We start from the raw sequence: 21,080 nt of genomic DNA, 5'->3' as shown, positions 1-21,080 counted from the left end.
CAATAATAAAAAGGCAAAAAATAGCTAATGACAGCGCAATTTGAACATGTCTCTGTACTGATGGACGAAACCATAGATGCTTTGGATATTAAACCCGAAGGCATTTACATGGATGGCACATTTGGTCGCGGTGGGCACTCTGGACAAATTCTTGCGCGTTTAAGTGAGCAAGGTCGTTTACAAGCAATTGACCAAGATCCACAAGCTATTAAAGCCGCAGAAAAGTTTGCTGATGATGCACGTTTTTCGATTGCCCACACTCGTTTTTCAAACCTTAAAACAGTTGCCGAAGATAACGATTTAATCGGTAAAGTAGACGGTATTTTGTTAGATATCGGTGTTTCTTCGCCACAGCTTGATGATGCTGAACGCGGTTTTAGCTTTATGAAAGATGGTCCGCTTGATATGCGCATGGACCCAACCAGTGGTCGCAGTGCTGCACAATGGCTCGCTGAAGCTGAGCTTGAAGATATCACTCATGTGATTAAAACCTACGGCGAAGAAAAGTTTGGTCGCCGTATAGCTCATAAAATAATTGAAACACGTGAGCACACTGAAATCACAAGCACAAAGCAGCTTGCTGAGTTAGTCGATGAAGCGGTGCCAGTGAAAGATAAACACAAACATCCAGCTACACGTACATTCCAAGCGATCCGTATTTATATCAACAGTGAACTTGAAGAAATTCAAACTGCACTGCAAGCCGCTGTTGACGTTTTAAAACCAGGTGGGCGTCTAGTCGTTATTTCGTTCCACTCGTTAGAAGATCGCATTGTTAAGCAGTTTATAAAAAAACAGAGTAAGGGAGAGGCGATACCCAGAGGTCTGCCTTTGACGGACGCACAAATAAACAAAAACCTGACGTTAAAGGCAGTGGGTAAAGCCATTAAGCCGAGTAAGGCGGAAATAGAAGCTAACCCGCGTTCACGTAGCTCTGTGTTAAGGGTTGCTCAGAGGTTGTAATGAAAGCTAAAGCGACACATCGCCAACCCAATTTATTTGTAGAGATTTTTAAAGGCCTAGGAGCTAATAAGCTGACCTTGGCCTTGTTGGTTGTGATCCTTGCTTCGAGCTTAAGTGTGGTTCAAGTGACGCACCTAGCGCGTCAACAATTGATTGAACAAGATAAATTACTGCAAGAGCGCGATGAACTTGATCTTGAGTGGCGTTACTTGCTTGTAGAAGAAGAATTTTATTCGCAGCATGCGCGTATTGAAGAAGTCGCAACCATGCAATTAGAAATGAAACGGCCAACTAGCCAAGACGAACAGGTGGTGGTACTGCAATGAGAAGCAGAGGGAAAAAGCCAACGAATACCTTGATAACATGGCGCTTTTTGCTCGTGTGCTCAGTGGTGTTGCTAGTCTTTATGACGCTGGTTGCGCGTGCCGCTTTTTTACAGGTCATTGAGCCAGATAAAGCGCGTTCAGAAAGTGATAAACGTACTGTTCGAGTTGAAAAACAACATGTGCAGCGAGGCATGATCTTCGATCGCAATGGTAAAGAGTTGGCAGTCAGCGTGCCTGTGGTGAGTGTGTATGCCGATCCTAAAGCACTACATAAATCCCTGATCAGTAAGGTTCTGCGTCAAGCACGTAAAAATGGTGAAGATCAGCAAGCACTTGCTGAAAATACTGTTGAGTTAGATAAACGTATTGCCGCTTATTACAATAATGATATTCGCTGGCGTGAACTTGCGGATGTATTACGTATTGACCCAAGTAAAGTTAACTCTCGCCTTCGTGATAATCCAAAGCGTCGTTTTGTCTACTTAAAACGCCAGGTTACCCCTGCTGTAGCTAACTATATTGGTGATCTTCGTTTACCAGGTATCCACTTACTTGATGAGTCAAAACGTTATTACCCTGCCGGTGAAGTGACAGCTCATGTTATTGGTTTTACTAACATTGATGGTCATGGTATTGAGGGGATCGAAAAGCTTTATGAAAAGGCGTTAACCGGTGTTGAAGGTCAGCGTACTATTCGTAAAGATGCGCAAGGCCGTGAAGTAGAAGTTCTTGATGAGCGCGAGCGTGTAGAGCCAGAGAGTATTCATTTAAGTATCGACCAACGTATTCAAGCAATTGCTTATAAGGCAGTGAAATCAGCGGTGTTATCGTACAAAGCGACCTCAGGTTCAGCCATGGTTGTTGATGTCAAAACCGGTGAAGTGTTGGCTATGGTAAATAGCCCATCGTTTAACCCAAATAACTTATCAGATGCTGCGCCGCATAAGCGCCGTAACCGTGCTATCACCGATTTGTTTGAGCCAGGCTCAACTGTTAAGCCGCTAGCCATTTTAGCTGGTTTAGACTACGGCGTAATTCAACCGGATTCAATTGTTGATACTTACCCTGGCTGGATGCGAGTAGGTGGAAGCCTTGTGCAAGATACTCGTAATCATGGTGAGATGACTTTAAGAGAGATCTTAAAATATTCAAGCAATATGGGTGTGACTAAGGTCAGCCAAGAGTTACCAAAAGATTACTTTGTTGGTCTTTATCAAAAAGTTGGTTTTGGCAGCGACAGTGGCACGGGCATGGTTGGTGAAAGCAGTGGTTTATTTTATCCAAATCGCCGCTGGTCTGATCATGAAATTGCGGCACTATCATTTGGTTACAACTTAGCAGTAAGTACCGCACAAATGGCGCGTTTTTATGCCATGTTAGGTTCAGGCGGCGTTATGCGCCCATTGACTGTACTTAAACAAGAGTCGGTACCAGAAGGTGAACGCGTTTTTCAACAAAAAGATGTTGAAGCTGTTGTTCACATGATGGAAAGCGTGTTTGAGAAAGGTGGAACTGCACAAAAAGTTCACGTTGATGGTTATCGTGCTGCAGGTAAAACAGGTACCTCTAAAAAAGCCGCTGTTGGTGGTTACGGTGACGAATACGTTGGTTATTTTGCTGGTATCGCACCTGCAAGCAACCCGCGTTTAGCGGTAGTAGTATTGATTAATGAGCCGGGTGGAGATGTTTATTACGGCGGTGCGACGGCAGGTCCTGCATTTGCAGAGATTGTCTCCAATGCCTTAAGAATTCTAAACGTTGCACCGGACAAAGATGCGGTTGCGTACGTAGAAGGCAAAGATAACGATGCGTGATTTAAAACCGATTCTTAATCATATTGATGTTGAGGCCAATAGTTTAGTGGTCAATCAACTACGTCTTGATAGCCGAGATGTAAAAGCTGGCGATGTGTTTGTCGCCATAAAAGGTCATCAACTCGATGGCGGACAGTTTATTGAAAAAGCCATTGAAAATGGTGCGGTGGCAGTTATTGCTGACCGTTTATGTGAGTTCGAAAGTGAGTTTGAACCACTTTATTTAGTTACCGATTTAGCGAAAAAGCTGCCTGCACTTGCAGCTGCTTTTTACCAGCAACCATCAAAGCAGTTGGATTTAGTGGGTGTGACAGGCACCAATGGCAAGTCAACGACTACAGCGATGATCGCGCATTTAGCACAGCACTGTCATAAACGTGCGGCTGTGATTGGTACGCTCGGTTATGGGCACCCTGATAACCTGGCTGAGCTTGCAAACACCACACCATCGAGCGTTGATTTACAGCGTATTTTATCTGAACTTGTAACAGAACAGCATGATGTTGTGGCTATGGAAGTCTCATCTCATGGCTTAGTTCAGCAACGTGTTGATCAGTGTAAATTTAAAGCCGCTGTGTTTACTAACCTTTCGCGTGACCACTTAGATTATCATGGCACGATGGATGCCTACGGTGATGCGAAGTTGATGTTAATGCGTGACCATATGCCTGAGCTTGTGGTGCTTAATCAAGATGATGCTCAAGTTGAAGCGTGGTTAGAAAAATACGACTTCAATAACCTAATTTGTTACGGCCATAAAAACCTAACACCTGAAAATGCACGCTTTGTGTATTTCAGCGATGTAACATATGATAACACCGGTATATCGGCGAAGTTCGATACCAGTTGGGGGCAGGCTGAAGTTAATTGCACACTGTTTGGCGAGTTCAACTTATATAATTTAGCCGCTGCAATGGCCACTTTATTAGGTATGGGTTACCCACTTGAATTACTCGTTGAAGGGTGCAAATCATTGCAGCCTGTTGCTGGGCGCATGCAGGCATTTAGTGCGCCAGGTCAACCGACTTGTATTGTTGACTATGCTCATACACCTGACGCGTTAGCTCTGGCATTACAAGCATTGCAAAAACATGTTCCAGGTGGCGTCAGCTGTGTGTTTGGCTGTGGTGGTGACCGTGATAAAGGCAAACGCCCGATGATGGCAAAAGCTGCTGAAGGTAATGCAGACCATATTATTGTCACCAGCGATAACCCAAGAAGTGAAGACCCTGACACAATTATTGCTGATGTGGTTGCGGGGCTTGAGCAGCCTGAACGTGCACATTGTGAAGCAGACCGCGCGCTGGCTATTAGTTATGCCATTGCGCAAGCAGGTGCTGATGATGTCATTCTAATTGCGGGCAAAGGCCACGAAGATTATCAAATTATTGGCGACCAACGAATCGACTTCTGCGATCGTCAATATGTACAACAACAATTAAATGAAAAATCGCAAGGGGCGCAGTTATGATCCCTATGGATTTTGATTGGCTAGCTAAAGTTCTAGCAACAGATTACCAAGGTGGTAATCAAACGGTAAAAAATATTAACACAGACACTCGTACTTTGTGCGATGGTGAAGTGTTTTTAGCGCTACAAGGGCCTAATTTTGATGGTCACAAATTTGTTGCGCAAGCAAAAGAAAAAGGCGCGATAGCTGCCATTGTAGCGCGTCCTGTTAATGTCGATATTGTGCAGTTTGTGGTCAGTGACACACGTATTGCGCTTGGCCAAATTGGCGCAGCTGTGATGGCACAGGTTGCACCAAAAACAATTGCTATTACAGGTAGCGTGGGTAAAACGACCGTTAAAGAGATGTGTGCGGCGATTTTATCTGGCCATGGTGAAGTACTGGCAACAAAAGGCAACTTTAATAATGACATTGGTGTACCACTCACGTTATTACGCCTTGAACCACAACACCAATATGCGGTGATTGAATTAGGTGCCAACCACATTGGTGAAATTGCATACACAGTAGCAATGACGAAACCTGATGTTGCTGTGGTATGTAATGTTGCAGCTTCTCACTTAGAAGGTTTTGGCTCACTACAAGGTGTAGCAACGGCCAAAGGCGAAATCTATGACGGCTTAAAGCCTGATGGTGTTGCCGTAGTTAATTGCGACAGTGATTATGCCGATTTTTGGCTTGATAAATTAACTGATCGCAACGTAAAACGTTTTTCTACTAGCCAACAATTAGATTATTGGGCAGAAGATGTGGTGCTTGATGAGCAAGCCCGTGCTTCTTTTGTGCTTTGTAATAAAGATAAAAAAGTACCTGTCACACTGGCTTTACCGGGCAAACATAATATTGCAAATGCATTAATAGCCACCGCGTTAACCACTGAGCTGGGTGTAAGCCTCGAAAGTGTTGCATCAGCGCTGGCAACCATGGGTGAAGTTAAAGGTCGTGTAAACGTCCTTAAAGTGTCAGACACATTGACGGTTATTGATGATACCTACAACGCGAACGTGCAATCGGTTAAAGCGGCAATTGATTTATTAAGTGATATGCCGGGGCGTCGTATTTTGGCGTTAGGTGATATGGGCGAGCTTGGTGAAGAAGCGCGTTTTTATCATCAACAAGTCGGTGAATATGCACAGCAAAAAGGCATTGATGAACTTTATAGCTTAGGCGTACTAAGTAAATCAGCCAGTGATGTATTTGAAAAGCCAAACCGCCACTTCTCAAGCCGTGAACAATTATTACAACAATTACAAAGTGAACTTGCTCAATCGAAGCAAAAAACCACAGTTGTTGTAAAAGGTTCGCGTAGTTCTCGTATGGAGCTTGTGGTCACAGATTTAGTAAATAGCCAGCAAAATGGCAACAATGGAGTATCGTCATGTTAGTTTGGCTGGCCGAGTATTTAACACAGTATTACAGTGGTTTTAATGTTTTTTCTTACCTTACGCTGCGCGCGATTTTAGGTATTTTAACAGCACTACTTATTTCACTTTATTTTGGCCCTAAGCTAATTCGTGCATTACAAAAAATGCAGATTGGTCAGGTGGTTCGTCACGATGGTCCAGAGTCACACCTATCTAAAAAAGGCACGCCAACTATGGGCGGTATTTTGATTTTAGGAGCGATTTTTACCAGCACATTACTGTGGGCAGACCTTTCAAATAAATATGTTTGGGCAACCTTATTTGTCGTGGGCTCGTTAGGTGTGGTTGGCTTTGTTGATGACTACCGTAAAGTGATCCGCAAAGACCCTAAAGGCTTAATTGCGAAGTGGAAATACTTTTGGCAATCAGTGATTGCGTTAGTGGTTGCCAGTGCACTTTATTTTACCTCGCAGCAAGGCAGCGAAACCTCATTAGTTGTGCCGTTTTTCAAAGACGTGTTACCACAGCTAGGGTTGTTTTATATCGTGATGACTTACTTTGTAATAGTAGGTACGTCGAACGCGGTAAACCTAACAGATGGCCTTGATGGTTTAGCGATTGTGCCAACCATTTTAGTGGCGGCAGCGCTTGCCATTATTGCTTATTTAACAGGTAACGTTAATTTCTCAAGCTACCTACATATTCCGCATTTGCCACTCGCCAGTGAGCTTGTGGTTGTGTGTACAGCAATTGTGGGAGCTGGACTTGGTTTCTTATGGTTTAACACCTACCCAGCACAGGTATTTATGGGTGATGTAGGCTCATTAGCACTTGGTGGTGCTTTGGGGATTATTGCAGTGCTGGTTCGCCAAGAACTGGTTCTTATCATCATGGGTGGTGTGTTTGTAATGGAAGCATTGTCGGTGATTTTACAAGTGGGCTCTTACAAATTACGTGGTCAACGTATTTTTAGAATGGCGCCTATTCACCACCATTATGAATTAAAGGGTTGGCCTGAGCCGCGCGTAATTGTGCGCTTTTGGATTATTTCAATCGTGCTAGTACTTGCTGGCCTTGCGACATTAAAGATCAGGTAAATGACAGTTATTAACGAGATTAAAAATAAACAAATTTCAGTGCTCGGACTCGGTGTAACCGGTCTGGGCATTGTGCGTTTTTTATTATCTCAGAATATTAAGCCAATTGTTGTTGATAGCCGCACAGCGCCGCCGGGTGCTGATTGGCTAAATGAGCATGCCAGTGAGTTAACGACTCACTTTGGTGATTTAGAGCAGGCAGACTTAGCCAGCAATGACATTATTATCATCAGCCCAGGTCTAAGCCTCGCGACACCTGCAGTAGCAAAAGCGATTGATGCTGGTGTTGAAGTGATTGGTGATGTCGAGCTTTTTGCTCGTTTAACAGATAAACCAATTGTTGCGGTGACAGGTTCAAATGGTAAGTCGACTGTAGTTACATTGGCGTTTGAAGTACTTAAAGCGGCAGGTTATAAAGTTGGCCTTGGTGGCAACATTGGTACTGCGGTACTTGATTTATTATCGCAAGACTATGATGTGTATGTGCTTGAACTGTCGAGCTTTCAGCTTGATACCACACACAGCTTAAAAGCAAAAAGTGCCTGTGTATTGAATGTTAGCGAAGATCACCTCGATCGTTATCCAAGTTATCAAGCATACATTGACTCTAAGCAAAGTATTTATAACGGCTCTGAGCTTGCGGTAGTTAATGCCATTGATGTGGCAACGCATACTGCAAAGCAGCCTCAAGTGAGCTTTGCGCTCGCCAATGCAGATTTTGCCTTGGTTGAACATCAAGGTGAGCAATATTTTGCAGCACATGGTAAGCCAGTATTACCCGCAAGCTGCTTAAATGTTGTTGGCTCACACAATCAACAAAACGCCTTAGCGGTAATGGCATTACTGAGCCCGTTTGATATTGCTAAAGAGCATTACCAGCAAGCGTTTAGTGCTTTTACTGGGCTTGCACACCGTTGTCAGTTCGTTGCTGAAATTAATGAAGTAAAATACTTTAACGATTCAAAAGCGACCAACGTAGGTGCAACCATCGCTGCGATTGAAAGCTTAGCAGGTCAAGCAAAGCAATTAGTTGTGATTGCCGGTGGTGATGCAAAAGGAGCTGATTTAGATGCCCTAAAGCCATACTTAAACAACAAAGTAAAAGCGCTTGTTTGTTTTGGTAAAGATGCTAAAGCGTTAGTGGCTCTGACTGAAAAAGGTCACCTAACCACCAACATGCATGAAGCTGTGCAACTAGCAAAACAGTTAAGCAGCAGTGGCGATATCGTTTTATTGGCACCTGCATGTGCCAGCATTGATATGTATAACAATTATATGCAACGTGGTGATGACTTTGCGCAGTGCGTATTGGCGGAGGCAGTATGATTGCATTTGCTGACATCCGTGAAGCATTAACACCAAAGCAATCGCCACAGCTTTATGATGTGCCGTTATTGTATTGCATGTTGATGTTGATTGGCGTTGGCTTTGTGATGGTAACCAGTGCCTCTATGCCAACAGCAGAGCGATTATTTGATAATCCGTATCACATTATCATTCGCCATGGCATGTTCTTAATTATGGGCTTTTTCTTGTTTTGGATTGCCACTAACGTGCCTATGGATTGGTGGAAGCGCAGTAACGCCTATTTATTGTTGCTGGGTTTAGGTTTGCTGGTTTTGGTGCTGATTGTTGGCCGTGAAGTGAACGGTGCAAAGCGTTGGATACCTATTGGCCCAGTGGGCTTTCAGGTTGCTGAAGCCGCCAAACTGTATTTCTTTAGCTACATTGCTGGTTACTTAGTGCGTAAACGTGAAGAAGTACAAGAGAACTTAAAAGGTTTCTTTAAGCCATTAGCTGTATTTGGTGTGTATGCGTTTTTGATTTTGATGCAGCCAGACTTAGGTACAGTGGTTGTATTGTTTGTGACGACAGTTGGTTTGTTATTTTTAGCGGGTGCTAAGTTATGGCAGTTTTTTGGCCTTATCTTAACGGGTATTGCTGCAGTGGTAGTGCTAATTATCGCTGAACCATATCGTATGGCTCGTGTTACAGGCTTTTTAGAACCGTGGGAAGATCCATTCGGTAAAGGTTATCAGTTAGTACAATCGCTAATGGCGTACAGCCAAGGTGGTTGGTTTGGTCAAGGCTTAGGCAATAGCGTACAAAAACTGCAATACCTGCCCGAAGCACATAATGACTTTATATTTGCAGTGATTGGTGAAGAACTCGGCTTTTTTGGCGTATTTAGTATTTTGATTGTGCTTGCTGTATTTGTATTCAGAGCCCTGTTAATTGGTCAAAAAGCGCTGCAATGTGGCAAAGAGTACGAAGGCTATTTTGCCTTTGCTATTGGTATCTGGTTTGCGTTTCAAACCATGGTAAATGTTGGTGCAAGTGCAGGTATTTTGCCAACCAAAGGCTTAACACTACCGTTTATTTCGTACGGTGGCTCTAGCTTATTAATTATGACCATAGCAACAGGTGTACTTTTGCGAATAGATTTTGAAACAAAGATGGCGACTAAGCAGGCAACCTCACGTGGAGGTAAACGATGAGTAAAAAGTTACTTGTTGTTGCAGGTGGTACCGGTGGCCATATTTTTCCAGGTATTGCCGTGGCTGACTTTTTAAAACAGCAAGGCTGGCAAGTTAGCTGGATTGGCACGCCTGATAGAATGGAAGCAAGGGTAGTACCTAAGCACAACATTGAGATTGATTTTATCAATGTAAAAGGTGTACGCGGAAATGGAATTAAACGCCTGATTAAAGCACCTTTTATGGTGATGAATGCGATTTTTCAAGCACGTAAAATTTTAAAAGCTCAAAAGCCTGATGTTGTTCTTGCTATGGGTGGCTATGTGACCGGACCTACTGGCATTGCAGCAAAGAGCTTAGGAATTCCTTTGGTTATTCATGAGCAAAATGCTGTTGCAGGCATGAGTAACCGCTGGCTAGCGAAGTTTGCCAACAAAGTGCTGGCAGCTTTTCCATCGGCTTTTGCAAAAGAACAATGTGAAGTAGTCGGTAACCCAGTCAGAGCAAGTGTCGCTAATGTCACTGCTAAGCAAACAACGACACCAATTAATGTGCTGGTGGTAGGCGGTTCACTTGGTGCACAGGTACTAAATGAGACTTTACCTGCTGTATTCAGTGAACTTTCAGCGCTAACAACGCTTAATATATGGCACCAAACGGGTAAAAATAATGAACCGAATGTGACTGCCAGCTATCAACAGTTAGGATTAACTGAAAATAGTAAAGTTGCTGAATTTATTGATGATATGGATAGTGCATATCAATGGGCCGATTTGGTAATTTGCCGTGCTGGTGCATTAACGGTGAGTGAGATTGCGGCAGCAGGAAGAATGGCCTTATTTGTGCCTTTTCCGCATGCTGTAGATGACCATCAAACTGCCAATGCAAAGTATTTAGTGACTGAGCAAGCTGCGTTGATTATGCAGCAAAGTGAGTTTAACCAAACGGCGGTTGTTGAGTTATTAACGCCTTACGTAAATGCACCAGAAAAAATTTCAACAATGGCAAGTAAAGCAAAACAGCTTGCTATTTTAGATGCCACAGCCAATGTTGCAAAACGCTGTGAGCAACTAGCAGATAGAAGAGATTAGTAGTGAAAGAAAGCACGATGAAAGAAAACAACACTCGTCCTGCGATGCGTCGTATCGACACTATCCACTTTGTGGGTATTGGTGGCGCAGGCATGGGTGGTATTGCCGAAGTACTTGCTTTTGAAGGCTACCGCATCACAGGTTCAGACATTGCGCACAGTGCGATGACTGAGCGCTTAATTAAAGTGGGTGCAGAAGTATTTATTGGTCATGATGAGAACAATGTAAAAGATGCCAGCGTGGTGGTGGTATCAAGTGCGATTAACGAGCAAAACCCTGAGATTAAAGCAGCAAAAGCGGCGCGTATTCCAATTGTTCGCCGCGCAGAAATGTTGGCTGAATTAATGCGTTTTCGCCACGGTATTGCAGTGGCTGGCACTCATGGTAAAACAACAACCACGAGTTTAATCGCGAGCATTTATGCACAAGCAGGCCTTGATCCAACCTTTATTATTGGTGGCTTGCTAAACAGTGCTGGGAGTAATGCCAAGGTTGGTAAAAGTGACTTTTTAATTGCAGAAGCTGATGAGAGCGATGCGTCATTCTTACATTTACAGCCTATGGTATCTGTGATCACAAATATTGAAGAAGATCACATGGATACGTACGGCGGTAGCTTAGAAAAAATGAAAGACACGTATGTTGATTTCATTCATAACTTACCGTTTTATGGTTTAGCTGTGGTGTGTATTGATTCTGAGGTTGCTGCAGAGCTGATCCCTCGCTTTGGACGTCCTGTTATTACCTATGGTGAGTCGGCAGAAGCTGATTACCGCATGGTTGATTTTAGCCAAACAGCGAATACTTGTTCATTTAATGTTGTGAATAAGCAAGGTGAAAGCCTAGCAGTTACGCTTAATATGCCGGGTAAGCACAATGCGCTTAACGCGACTGCTGCGATTGCGGTCGCGAAAGATCAAAACATCGCTAACCATGCAATTTTAGAAGCGCTAACAAAATTTGAAGGGGTGGGTCGTCGTTTTCAGCATTACGGAAGCTTTGAAAATGAGCGCGGCAATGTCATGTTAGTTGATGATTATGGTCATCATCCATCAGAAGTTGCTGCGACAATTGCGGCGGTTCGTGAAGGGTGGCCAGATAAACGTTTAGTGATGATTTATCAGCCGCACCGTTATAGTCGAACTCGTGATTTATACGAAGACTTTGTCAAAGTACTGGCAGATGTTGATCAGTTATTACTGCTAGATGTGTATTCAGCGGGTGAAGAGCCAATCGTGGGGGCCGACAGCAAGAGTTTATGTCGCAGTTTACGCCAGCGTGGTAAAGAGCCATTACATGTTGCTAGCAACTCTGAGCTTGCTGGTGTCCTTGCGAATACATTGCAAGATAATGATTTAGTTTTAACACAAGGCGCTGGTAACATAGGCCAGTTAGTGAAAAAGTTAGCAGCAACCGAGTTGTCTATTGAACAACTAAAGCAGGTAAATGTATGAGCCAGTTAAGTGACAAATTTGGCAAAGTTGCGGTACTTTTCGGCGGCACATCTGCCGAAAGAGAAGTATCTCTTAAATCAGGCCAAGCTGTATTGAATGCTTTGCAAAGTGCTGGCGTTGATGCCATTGCTTTTGATCCGAAAGATCAGCCGTTATGGCAATTAAAAGAATTAAACATTGAACGTGTATTCATTGCCCTTCATGGTCGTGGTGGTGAAGATGGCACTATTCAAGGTGCACTTGAGTTTATGGGTATCCCATATACAGGCAGTGATGTTTTAGGTTCTGCGCTTGCGATGGATAAAGTACGTTGTAAGCATTTATTTAAAGCGATGGGGCTGAGCACAGCACCTTACACTGTTGTTGATAGCCGCCATGAGTTTGATAGCCAAGCGATTATTAATGAATTTGGTAAAGTGATGGTGAAACCGTCACATGAAGGCTCAAGCATTGGTATGGCAGAAGCAAACAGCGCAGAGCAACTTGATGCTGCGCTTAATGCTGCATTTAAGTTTGATAGCCAAGTGCTTGTTGAGCAATGGATCACTGGCCGTGAATTTACTGTTGCTGTACTAGGGCAAGATGTTCAGCCTGTCATTGAGATGACGACGCCAAATGGTTTTTATGACTATCAAGCTAAGTATCAATCGAATACAACTCAGTATCATTGCCCTGCAGATATATCTGTGCAAGAAACTGAATTGTTGCAAGATATGGCATTAAAAGCGTTTGATTTAGTCGGTGCAAGTGGTTGGGGTCGTGTTGATGCAATGCGTGATCAGCAAGGTAACTTTTACTTATTAGAAGTAAATACGGTACCAGGCATGACAGAAAAGTCTTTAGTGCCAATGGCTGCAAAAGCTAATGGTGCAAGCTTTGAACAATTAGTTGTTCGCATTTTGGAGCAAACCCTTTAATATGCATCCTTTTTTAGAAAAAGCGCAACAATTAAAACAGCAGCTAAATTGGTCGTTGATTTTTGGTGTGAGCTTTTTTCTAGTAGTGATTTTTGCATTAGTAAAAATCACTACAGGCGTCTCAGATTGGTTGGTAGAGAACAAAGACGCACAAATAAAGCACTTATCAGTACTTGGGCAACCCCAATATACTGATGAGAAAGCAATTATTGGTGCAATAAAAAAAGCCGACTTATCGAGTTTTTTTGAATTAGACGTAAAACATGTGCAACGCTTAGTACAAGGCTTACCGTGGGTGGCAACGGCATCGGTCAGAAAGCAATGGCCAGATACCTTGCAAGTATATGTTGTTGAGCATCAAGCTGTAGCGCATTGGAATAGTGATTTACTGTTAAACCAAGCTGGCGAAGTGTTCCAAGCAAGTAGTGATAAATTACCTACAAGCTTGCCACAGCTATATGGCCCAGAAGGCAGTGAAATCGAGGCGTGGACTGCTTTTAGTCAATTTCAAGAAATGCTCAAAGTGAATAACTTAGAGCTGACCAGTTTAGCGCTTTCTGAGCGCTTTTCGTGGCAGTTATGGCTTGATAACGGCATTCGCCTGAACTTAGGCCGCAAAGAAAAAGCAAAGCGTGTACAGCGTTTTATTGACGTGTATCCGCGCATGGAACAACGTGCAGATGCACAAATCGATGTTGTTGATTTACGGTATGATACCGGTCTTGCAGTGAGCTGGAAGCCAGTGCAAGAAGAACAATTAGAAAATAAGAGTAAGGCATGACCAAGTCAGCAGAAAGAAACCTAGTGATTGGATTAGACGTTGGCACATCGAAAGTTGTGGCCACCGTTGGTGAAATCACCGCAGATAACAAACTAAGCATTGTGGGTGTTGGCAGCCAAGTATCGCATGGTATGGATAAAGGCGGCGTTAACGACCTTAACCTTGTTTCTGAATCGATTCGTCGAGCTATAGATGAAGCTGAGTTGATGGCTGATTGTCGTATTAGCTCTGTTTATTTAGGTATTTCTGGAAAACATATCCAGTGCCAAAATGAAAGCGGTGTAGTGGCAATTAACAACACGGAAGTGACTGACGAAGATATTGAAAATGTCATTCACATTGCTCGTTCAGTGCCTATTTCGGCAGAACGAAAAATGCTACATGCATTGCCACAAGAATACAGCATCGATATGCAAGAAGGGATTAAAAACCCACTTGGCATGAGCGGTGTGCGTATGGAAGCTCGCGCGCACATCATTACTTGCTCAAACGATATGGCAAAGAATATCGAGAAATGTGTTGAGCGTTGTGGCCTTGAAGTGGATCAGTTGATCTTTACTGCACTGGCATCATGTTATTCAGTACTCACAGATGACGAAAAAGAGCTCGGTGTAGCCGTGTTAGATATCGGTGGGGGCACCATGGATATCACCATTTATATTAATGGTGCGCTTCGTCATTCAGCGGTTATTCCAGTGGCGGGTAACCAAGTGACTGGTGATATTGCAAAAATATTTAGAACACCTATATCACATGCTGAGTCACTCAAAGTACAATATGCGTGTGCGAGTAGCCAAATGGCAAGCAACGAAGACACTATTGAAGTACCGAGTGTTGGTGGCCGACCTGCGCGTATTATGTCGCGCCATACTTTAGCTGAGGTTGTTGAGCCACGTTTTAGAGAATTATTCGAGTTGGCGATGGAAGAAATACGCCGCTCAGGTTTTGAAGACCAAATTGCTGCAGGTCTCGTCATTACTGGCGGAACAGCAAAAATGACGGGTGCAATGGAAGTGGCAGAAGACATTTTCCAAATGCCAGTCAGAATTGGCAAACCAATCGGGATTGTTGGTTTGACAGATTATGTAGATGATCCTTCGTACGCGACCGCGGTTGGTTTGTTACAATACGGCCGTACAATGCAATCGATGAATGCACAAAAGTCGAAAGCTGAAGGTGATAATAATTGGTGGAACCGTATTACTAAGTGGTTCCAAGGTGAGTTTTAAGACTCAAGTCGGAGAGTAAACATGTTTGATATGATGGAACAGCACAGCGAAGAAGCTGTCATTAAAGTAATTGGCGTGGGCGGTGGCGGCGGTAACGCTGTTGAGCACATGGTAAAACAACAAATTGAAGGCGTACGTTTCATTGCTGCGAATACGGATGCACAAGCATTACGTAATTCGTCGGCTGATGTAACTGTACAGCTAGGTACACAAATCACCTCTGGTCTAGGTGCGGGTGCAAACCCTGAAGTGGGTCGTAACTCTGCTGAAGAAGACGCTGAGACTATCCGTGCCAGCCTTGAAGGCGCTGACATGGTGTTCATCGCAGCTGGTATGGGCGGTGGTACTGGTACAGGTGCTGCGCCAGTGGTTGCTAAAATTGCTAAAGAGTTAGGAATTTTAACGGTTGCTGTTGTAACGCGCCCGTTTGACTTTGAAGGTAAAAAGCGTGCTGCAGCTGCTGAACAAGGCATTAATGAATTGTCAGAAACTGTAGACTCACTTATTACAATTCCGAACAATAAATTGCTTAAAGTTTTAGGCAAAGGCACTACACTATTAGATGCCTTCGCAAAAGCGAATGACGTGTTATTTGGTGCGGTACAAGGTATTGCAGAGCTAATCACACGTTCTGGTCTAATCAACGTGGATTTCGCCGACGTACGTACAGTTATGTCAGCGATGGGTACTGCGATGATGGGCACAGCATCAGCGTCTGGTCCTGACCGTGCGCAAGAAGCAGCTGAAGCAGCTATCTCAAGCCCACTACTTGAAGATGTCGATTTAACTGGTGCTAAAGGTATCCTAGTTAATATCACTGCAGGTATGGATATTGCGATTGAAGAATTTGAAATTGTTGGTAACCACGTTAAAGCACTTGCGTCAGAAAACGCAACAGTGGTTGTTGGTGCGGTAATTGACCCTGAAATGAGCGACGAGTTACGTGTAACGGTTGTTGCAACAGGTTTAGGCGGCGATCGTCGTCCTCAGTTTGGTATTGTTGATAATGGCTTTAAGAAAGCATCAGGCTCTGATGTACAAAGCTCAATGAACCAAACAACTAGCAGCATGTATGTACCAAGCTTTGCAAGTCAAGGTAGCAGCGATGATGTAAGCATGTCATCAGCGTCTGAAAAGCAAGAGCCAGTACAACAAAGTACAACGAGCAGCTCAGTATCTAGCAGCACTGAGAGCAGCAAAAAATCTGATAAGTCAGAAGGGGGAGATTATTTCGATATCCCTGCTTTTCTTAGAAAGCAAGCTGACTAAATAGACTTTTACTGGTTATTTTGTTCGATAAATAAACAAATTGGCAGCTGGATGTATTTATGATACAATTCGCCGTCTAACTGTAACTATAAGTGAGCGAACCTATGATTAAACAGCGTACGATTGCAGAAGTAGTCAAAGCCATAGGAATTGGACTTCATAAAGGTGAGAAGGTCACTATTACTCTCCGACCTGCGAGCGCAAATACTGGGATAGTATTTCGTCGCGTAGACCTTGATCCGGTTGTTGATTTTGAAACAACACCAGAAGCCGTTGGTGATACGCAACTGTGTACCTGTTTAACAAACAAAGATGGCGTTCGCTTATCAACGACTGAGCACCTTATTGCGGCGGTAGCGGCAATGGGTATTGATAATCTAATTGTTGAATTAGACAGCTCAGAAGTACCAATTATGGATGGTAGTGCATTACCATTCATCTATTTGTTACAAAAAGGCGGCATTAAAGAAGTAAATGCAGCTAAGCGCTTTATTCGTATTAAAGAAAAAGTACGTATTGAAGAAGGCGATAAATGGGCTGAGATCGAACCATACGATGGTTTCCACATCGATTTTGAAATTGCGTTTGATCATCCAGCAATCAATGAAAGCCGCCAACGTATCGGTTTAGATATCACGGCACAAAGCTTCACTGAAGAAATCAGCCGCGCACGTACTTTCGGCTTTATGAAAGATATCGAGTATATGCACGCTAACAACCTAGCATTAGGTGGTAGCATGGATAACGCAGTTGTATTGGATGAGTTTAAAGTACTTAATCCAAACGGCTTACGTTATAGCGATGAGTTTGTTAAACACAAGATCTTAGATTGTGTGGGCGATATGTTTATGACTGGCCACAACATTCTAGGTAAAATCACGGCTTATAAATCAGGCCATGATTTAAACAATAAACTACTTCGTAAAATTATGGCGACTGAGTCAGCATGGGAATGGGCAACATTCGATACCCCAGTGACTATGCCAGCACCAGGCCTAGAAGTAGCGACAGCTTAATCGCAAGCATATTACAGTTATAAAAAATGACGCTTTAAGCGTCATTTTTTTTGCCAAACTATTATCAAGAATTACAAGCCTAGAATAGCTTCAAGCTCGACCAACTGATTGATTTGATAAGTTGGTTTAATGTCCTCTGGTAACTCAACTCCTGGGTGTTGTAACCAACACGTGTCGATACCCACATTGTGACCACCTAAAATATCACTGGCAGCGGTATCACCTACCATTAAAATCTGCTCTTTTGGCGGATTCCCCATTAATTGAAATGTATGTTGAAAAATCTCTGGGGCAGGCTTTGCTTTACCGACTAACTCTGAAATAACTAGCCAATCGAACATATCCTGCAAACCGGTGTGCTCTAGGCGTTTTTGTTGTAACTTAGCAAACCCATTGGTAATAATGCCTAGCTTGGCGTGTGGTTTTAACTTTGTAAGCAAGTCAACTGCACCAGGTAATGGCACACAAATAGAGGCCATAGCATCCAAGAAGCCATCGTTAAGCTCTTTTGCTGGCACATCGAGTCTATTAGCCCATTCTGTAAAGCGAGTTATCTGTAGCTCGCTGGCGGTAATTTCATGCTTTTGATAAGCAACCCAAAGCGGCTTATTGGTTGCTTGGTAATGATGATAATCTGACTCAGTAAATTCTACGCCGTAATGTGCAAACATCACTTTTAAACCTTCGAATGCATTAAAACTAAATAGCGTTTCATCTGCATCGAATAATACGTGGCTATACTTCATGGTTATCCTAATTACTGGTTGAATAGGGTAGGGTGTGAAAATGGCGCCATGGCCAATGTCAGCGCTTGTACATAAGTACTTTCGCGCGTGGCAAGATGATTGGTTAATAAGCCAATAGCACCACCTTGTTGTTTGATATTAACGGTATTGAACGCCTCATCCATGACATCACCTAGCTCTTTACCAGCTAGCAAGGCATCGTAAAAAGGTTGCGGTAACGGTAGGTTGCTACTGCGACCAACGCTAAATTGCTGCTTGTTTGCAATCACTACAAAGGCAAAGGTTGCAGCGCCATAACTAAATTGTTCTGCGCCGCCTTCCATTGCTGCATAAAAGTCGGCGTCAAAGTGATCTTGGCAATACTTAACTCGATTCTCAGCGCCGATGCGGGTTTCATCTTCACCTAGTGGCTGATCAGGCACGCCAGAAGGCGCATCTTCACCTTTGCATTCAATGGTATGATTTGGGAAATAAAGACTAAAGACATGTTTAGCCGCGTTAATTTTAACGGGGTTCTTTGAACCAACAATAACACGTAAAGTTTGTTTCAAGCCGACGACTCCATTGTTTTCACCAGAGTCAGCAGTGTACCCGAGTGAGTTAAATCGGCAAGTCAACCGGAGCTAAATTTTCAAGGGCGCGTTTTTTCAAAATTATATCTTTGATCAACGGCGTTAGCACAAGCTCCATTGCTAAGCCCATTTTACCACCGGGTACCACAAGGGTATTGATACGAGACATAAAACTGCCTTCAATCATGCTCAAATAGTACGGAAAATCGACGTCATCTATGCCACGAAAGCGAATAACAACAAAGCTTTCGTCTAAAGAAGGAATATCTTTTGCGCTGAATGGGTTTGAGGTATCAACCGTCGGCACTCGCTGGAAGTTAATATGAGTACGCGAAAACTGCGGAGTAATATGATTTATGTAATCGTCCATCGAGCGCACAATAGAGCCCATTACTGCTTCACGAGAGTGGCCTCGTTCAGAGGTGTCGCGAATGAGCTTTTGGATCCACTCAAGGTTAATAATAGGCACCATGCCAATCAATAAATCGACATGCTTAGCAACATCATGATTCTCATCGACAGCACCACCATGTAGACCTTCATAGAATAAGATATCTGTATTTGATTCTAAGTCTTGCCAAGGTGTAAAGGTGCCCGGTAATTGGTTATAAGGGACCGCTTCGTCGAAAGTATGTAAGTAGCGTCTGATTTTACCTTGCCCGGTTTCGCCATATTGGTAAAAAAGCTCCTCAAGGGCGCCAAAATCATTAGCTTCTCGGCCAAAGTAGCTAATATGCTTACCTTCTTGCTGTGCTTCACGGACTTTTTTATCCATCTCTGGACGTGTATAACGATGAAAGCTATCGCCTTCAATGAAGGCTGCATCAATGCTTAAGCTTCTAAAAATGTGCTTAATTGCATTGGTGGTTGTGGTAGTCCCCGCCCCAGATGAACCGGTAATAGCGATGATTGGGTGTTTAGCTGACATAATTATTCTCGTTATTGTTGATACCAGTCGGCTTAAATTGTTAACTATTTTAGCGTGTAAAATGGTCAGTTACTTAGCTCGATTGGTATTATCGTGCATAAAATCAATCAGTAGAAACTGATAAAAAACGAACACGTCCTAGTTATAAAGGTCGAGCATGGTAAGGTCAAGTGACTGGCGGATTAATTAACGCTATCATGGGCTGATAAAAATTAAAACGAGAGAACAACATGAAATTGATTTCGTCTTTACTTTTCGTCGCAGCAGGGACATTTTTTACCAGTCACGTACATGCAGCGATGCCTAAAAGCGAAATATTACTTGCCGAGTTAGACACCCCATATGGTATGCAGGTGTCGCGAGTAACAGATGATAAAGCTTATAATAATCAACCATTTTTAGTTGATACAGGGCTTTACTATACCCATGAGGTTGTTGAGGAAAATGGCCAGTCACAAACCGATATTGCGTTTTATGACTTTACATCTAAGAGCAGCGTGAATATCACCAACACGCCTGTCAGTGAATACTCGCCTACGCTGATGCCAAATCAGCAAGTCTTGTCGGCAATCGTGGTTGAAGCAGATGGCAAGCAAAAGTTATGGCAGTATCCATTAGCAGAAGAATCTGTTGCTAGCCGAGTTTTTGAATGGATTGAGCCGGTTGGCTACCACGCTTGGGGCGCTGATGAAGATCTCATCATGTTTATCTTAGGTGAGCCGCATACATTGCAATACACTCGTGTTGCAGCTGCTAAACCGCGTGTCATTGCCGGTGATATTGGCCGTACTTTAATTTTTGATAAGCACACAAACAGTTATTTATTTAGTTATAACAAAAACAACCAACATTGGGTTGCACGCTTTGCGCCGCAAACTGAGGAAGTTAGTGATTTATTTAGATTACCTGAGTCGGTGCAAGACTTTGCTTTAATTGACAAAGACACTGTGGCCTATGCGGTTAATAACCGAGTTCATAAGCGCAGTTTGACTGAGCCTGAAGTGGTATCACAGTGGCTTGATTTAAGACGCTTTTGTGAAGGTTCAATCTCAAGGTTAAATTACAAACAGAGCAAACTGGCATTTGTATGTAATAAATGAGTAACGGTTTTTGCCTGATTGCTGTACTGTGGCTAAACTATCCACGTTATATGTAAGGAACGCCTTTGTCTTTTTCTGCCGAGCAAGTGAGTGTACAGCTGGTTAAAGCGGGCTGCCGCAGTAATTTTAAGATTAAAAATATTAACGAATTTATGCCAGCTAGCTCAAAAGAGGCATTTTATGTTCATGAGCAAAGTGGCCAAGCTAAAATCGTTATTAGACCTATATTTGAAGTATTCAGTGCTGATTTCGAGTCAATAGAGGGCATTAAGCGTATCAAAGACTATTTTCACAGTAGTGAAATGACCCGTTTTCCAACTCGCATTCATAAAAGTGCACAGCCCATTCATTATGGTATTGCATTTAAAGTCACTTCACCTGACGCTGCTGAGCAATTTATAACTAAGTTAACTGCTATTTTAGCGCAATAAAAAAGGGCCACATTGTGGCCCTTTTCGCATTTAC

The 21,080-nt window shown here is 43.2% G+C and carries 20 protein-coding genes; 17 read left to right on the top strand and 3 right to left on the bottom strand.

The window, feature by feature from the left end; all coding sequences use genetic code 11:
- Nucleotides 1–27: 27 nt before the first annotated feature.
- From rsmH to lpxC, 15 genes are all read left to right on the top strand, one after another.
- Nucleotides 28–963: a 16S rRNA (cytosine(1402)-N(4))-methyltransferase RsmH gene (rsmH, locus tag AUR67_RS15140; protein WP_058585900.1), complete on the top strand. Its 936-nt coding sequence runs from the start codon at nucleotides 28–30 to the stop codon at nucleotides 961–963.
- Complete coding sequence (ftsL, locus tag AUR67_RS15135) at nucleotides 963–1,289, top strand: cell division protein FtsL (RefSeq protein WP_054561056.1); 327 nt, start codon at nucleotides 963–965, stop codon at nucleotides 1,287–1,289. Before rsmH ends, ftsL begins: the two co-directional genes overlap by 1 nt.
- A complete protein-coding gene (locus AUR67_RS15130; RefSeq protein ID WP_054561055.1) occupies nucleotides 1,286–3,103 on the top strand; it encodes a penicillin-binding transpeptidase domain-containing protein in 1,818 nt (605 codons plus the stop codon). The genes ftsL and AUR67_RS15130 overlap by 4 nt, the downstream gene beginning before the upstream one ends.
- Nucleotides 3,096–4,574, top strand: coding sequence for a UDP-N-acetylmuramoyl-L-alanyl-D-glutamate--2,6-diaminopimelate ligase (murE, locus tag AUR67_RS15125; RefSeq protein ID WP_058585899.1), 1,479 nt, complete (start codon nucleotides 3,096–3,098; stop codon nucleotides 4,572–4,574). The genes AUR67_RS15130 and murE overlap by 8 nt, the downstream gene beginning before the upstream one ends.
- Entirely contained in the window at nucleotides 4,571–5,959 is a 1,389-nt protein-coding gene (locus AUR67_RS15120; protein WP_058585898.1) for a UDP-N-acetylmuramoyl-tripeptide--D-alanyl-D-alanine ligase, read from the top strand. The genes murE and AUR67_RS15120 overlap by 4 nt, the downstream gene beginning before the upstream one ends.
- Nucleotides 5,953–7,035: a phospho-N-acetylmuramoyl-pentapeptide-transferase gene (mraY, locus tag AUR67_RS15115; protein WP_054561052.1), complete on the top strand. Its 1,083-nt coding sequence runs from the start codon at nucleotides 5,953–5,955 to the stop codon at nucleotides 7,033–7,035. The genes AUR67_RS15120 and mraY overlap by 7 nt, the downstream gene beginning before the upstream one ends.
- Nucleotides 7,036–8,361 carry a UDP-N-acetylmuramoyl-L-alanine--D-glutamate ligase gene (murD, locus tag AUR67_RS15110; protein ID WP_058585897.1) on the top strand — a complete coding sequence of 442 codons (1,326 nt, stop codon included), beginning with the start codon at nucleotides 7,036–7,038 and terminating at the stop codon, nucleotides 8,359–8,361.
- A complete protein-coding gene (gene ftsW / locus AUR67_RS15105) occupies nucleotides 8,358–9,533 on the top strand; it encodes a cell division protein FtsW (protein WP_054561050.1) in 1,176 nt (391 codons plus the stop codon). Before murD ends, ftsW begins: the two co-directional genes overlap by 4 nt.
- A complete protein-coding gene (gene murG / locus AUR67_RS15100) occupies nucleotides 9,530–10,603 on the top strand; it encodes an undecaprenyldiphospho-muramoylpentapeptide beta-N-acetylglucosaminyltransferase (RefSeq protein ID WP_058585896.1) in 1,074 nt (357 codons plus the stop codon). The genes ftsW and murG overlap by 4 nt, the downstream gene beginning before the upstream one ends.
- A 17-nt stretch (nucleotides 10,604–10,620) precedes the next feature.
- A complete protein-coding gene (gene murC, locus AUR67_RS15095; protein ID WP_275669095.1) occupies nucleotides 10,621–12,057 on the top strand; it encodes a UDP-N-acetylmuramate--L-alanine ligase in 1,437 nt (478 codons plus the stop codon).
- Nucleotides 12,054–12,974: a D-alanine--D-alanine ligase gene (locus tag AUR67_RS15090; protein WP_058585895.1), complete on the top strand. Its 921-nt coding sequence runs from the start codon at nucleotides 12,054–12,056 to the stop codon at nucleotides 12,972–12,974. Before murC ends, AUR67_RS15090 begins: the two co-directional genes overlap by 4 nt.
- A 1-nt stretch (nucleotide 12,975) precedes the next feature.
- Complete coding sequence (locus tag AUR67_RS15085) at nucleotides 12,976–13,755, top strand: cell division protein FtsQ/DivIB (protein ID WP_054561046.1); 780 nt, start codon at nucleotides 12,976–12,978, stop codon at nucleotides 13,753–13,755.
- Nucleotides 13,752–14,984, top strand: coding sequence for a cell division protein FtsA (gene ftsA, locus AUR67_RS15080; protein ID WP_054552726.1), 1,233 nt, complete (start codon nucleotides 13,752–13,754; stop codon nucleotides 14,982–14,984). Before AUR67_RS15085 ends, ftsA begins: the two co-directional genes overlap by 4 nt.
- A 21-nt stretch (nucleotides 14,985–15,005) precedes the next feature.
- Nucleotides 15,006–16,253: a cell division protein FtsZ gene (gene ftsZ, locus AUR67_RS15075; protein ID WP_054561045.1), complete on the top strand. Its 1,248-nt coding sequence runs from the start codon at nucleotides 15,006–15,008 to the stop codon at nucleotides 16,251–16,253.
- Between the two features lie 104 nt (nucleotides 16,254–16,357).
- Nucleotides 16,358–17,269, top strand: coding sequence for a UDP-3-O-acyl-N-acetylglucosamine deacetylase (gene lpxC / locus AUR67_RS15070; protein WP_036971181.1), 912 nt, complete (start codon nucleotides 16,358–16,360; stop codon nucleotides 17,267–17,269).
- 71 nt (nucleotides 17,270–17,340) lie between these two features.
- Here lpxC and yjjG read toward each other — a convergent pair whose 3' ends face one another.
- From yjjG to AUR67_RS15055, 3 genes are read right to left on the bottom strand one after another with little or no spacing between them, the layout of a single operon-like run.
- The gene (yjjG, locus tag AUR67_RS15065; RefSeq protein WP_054561044.1) at nucleotides 17,341–18,015 is read right to left on the bottom strand and encodes a pyrimidine 5'-nucleotidase; all 675 of its coding nucleotides are present in this window, start codon (nucleotides 18,013–18,015) and stop codon (nucleotides 17,341–17,343) included.
- Between the two features lie 11 nt (nucleotides 18,016–18,026).
- The gene (gene yjjX, locus AUR67_RS15060) at nucleotides 18,027–18,566 is read right to left on the bottom strand and encodes an inosine/xanthosine triphosphatase (protein WP_054561043.1); all 540 of its coding nucleotides are present in this window, start codon (nucleotides 18,564–18,566) and stop codon (nucleotides 18,027–18,029) included.
- Nucleotides 18,567–18,615: 49 nt separating this feature from the next.
- A complete protein-coding gene (locus AUR67_RS15055; protein WP_054561042.1) occupies nucleotides 18,616–19,515 on the bottom strand; it encodes a phosphoribulokinase in 900 nt (299 codons plus the stop codon).
- 230 nt (nucleotides 19,516–19,745) lie between these two features.
- Between AUR67_RS15055 and AUR67_RS15050 the strand changes: the two genes are divergently transcribed.
- Nucleotides 19,746–20,615, top strand: a complete 870-nt coding sequence (locus AUR67_RS15050) for a hypothetical protein (RefSeq protein ID WP_058585894.1) — start codon at nucleotides 19,746–19,748, stop codon at nucleotides 20,613–20,615.
- A 65-nt stretch (nucleotides 20,616–20,680) separates the two neighbouring features.
- Entirely contained in the window at nucleotides 20,681–21,046 is a 366-nt protein-coding gene (locus tag AUR67_RS15045) for a hypothetical protein (protein WP_058585893.1), read from the top strand.
- Nucleotides 21,047–21,080 lie beyond the last annotated feature (34 nt).

This window comes from Pseudoalteromonas sp. XI10 (genome assembly GCF_001469895.1).
In the GTDB taxonomy this organism is placed as follows: Bacteria; Pseudomonadota; Gammaproteobacteria; order Enterobacterales; family Alteromonadaceae; genus Pseudoalteromonas.
Note: the sequence above shows the minus strand (reverse complement) of the source record. Positions and strands in the feature narration are given on the sequence as shown.

Bases quoted from the DNA above. Each gene is read 5' to 3' on its own strand.
- ftsL (WP_054561056.1), top strand. From the start codon at position 963: ATGAAAGCTAAAGCGACACATCGCCAACCCAATTTATTTGTAGAGATT.
- AUR67_RS15130 (WP_054561055.1), top strand. From the start codon at position 1,286: ATGAGAAGCAGAGGGAAAAAGCCAACGAATACCTTGATAACATGGCGC.
- rsmH (WP_058585900.1), top strand. From the start codon at position 28: ATGACAGCGCAATTTGAACATGTCTCTGTACTGATGGACGAAACCATA.
- murE (WP_058585899.1), top strand. From the start codon at position 3,096: ATGCGTGATTTAAAACCGATTCTTAATCATATTGATGTTGAGGCCAAT.
- murC (WP_275669095.1), top strand. From the start codon at position 10,621: ATGAAAGAAAACAACACTCGTCCTGCGATGCGTCGTATCGACACTATC.
- ftsA (WP_054552726.1), top strand. From the start codon at position 13,752: ATGACCAAGTCAGCAGAAAGAAACCTAGTGATTGGATTAGACGTTGGC.
- lpxC (WP_036971181.1), top strand. From the start codon at position 16,358: ATGATTAAACAGCGTACGATTGCAGAAGTAGTCAAAGCCATAGGAATT.
- yjjG (WP_054561044.1), bottom strand. From the start codon at position 18,015: ATGAAGTATAGCCACGTATTATTCGATGCAGATGAAACGCTATTTAGT.
- AUR67_RS15120 (WP_058585898.1), top strand. From the start codon at position 4,571: ATGATCCCTATGGATTTTGATTGGCTAGCTAAAGTTCTAGCAACAGAT.
- murG (WP_058585896.1), top strand. From the start codon at position 9,530: ATGAGTAAAAAGTTACTTGTTGTTGCAGGTGGTACCGGTGGCCATATT.
- AUR67_RS15055 (WP_054561042.1), bottom strand. From the start codon at position 19,515: ATGTCAGCTAAACACCCAATCATCGCTATTACCGGTTCATCTGGGGCG.
- ftsZ (WP_054561045.1), top strand. From the start codon at position 15,006: ATGTTTGATATGATGGAACAGCACAGCGAAGAAGCTGTCATTAAAGTA.
- ftsW (WP_054561050.1), top strand. From the start codon at position 8,358: ATGATTGCATTTGCTGACATCCGTGAAGCATTAACACCAAAGCAATCG.
- AUR67_RS15050 (WP_058585894.1), top strand. From the start codon at position 19,746: ATGAAATTGATTTCGTCTTTACTTTTCGTCGCAGCAGGGACATTTTTT.
- murD (WP_058585897.1), top strand. From the start codon at position 7,036: ATGACAGTTATTAACGAGATTAAAAATAAACAAATTTCAGTGCTCGGA.
- mraY (WP_054561052.1), top strand. From the start codon at position 5,953: ATGTTAGTTTGGCTGGCCGAGTATTTAACACAGTATTACAGTGGTTTT.
- AUR67_RS15090 (WP_058585895.1), top strand. From the start codon at position 12,054: ATGAGCCAGTTAAGTGACAAATTTGGCAAAGTTGCGGTACTTTTCGGC.
- AUR67_RS15085 (WP_054561046.1), top strand. From the start codon at position 12,976: ATGCATCCTTTTTTAGAAAAAGCGCAACAATTAAAACAGCAGCTAAAT.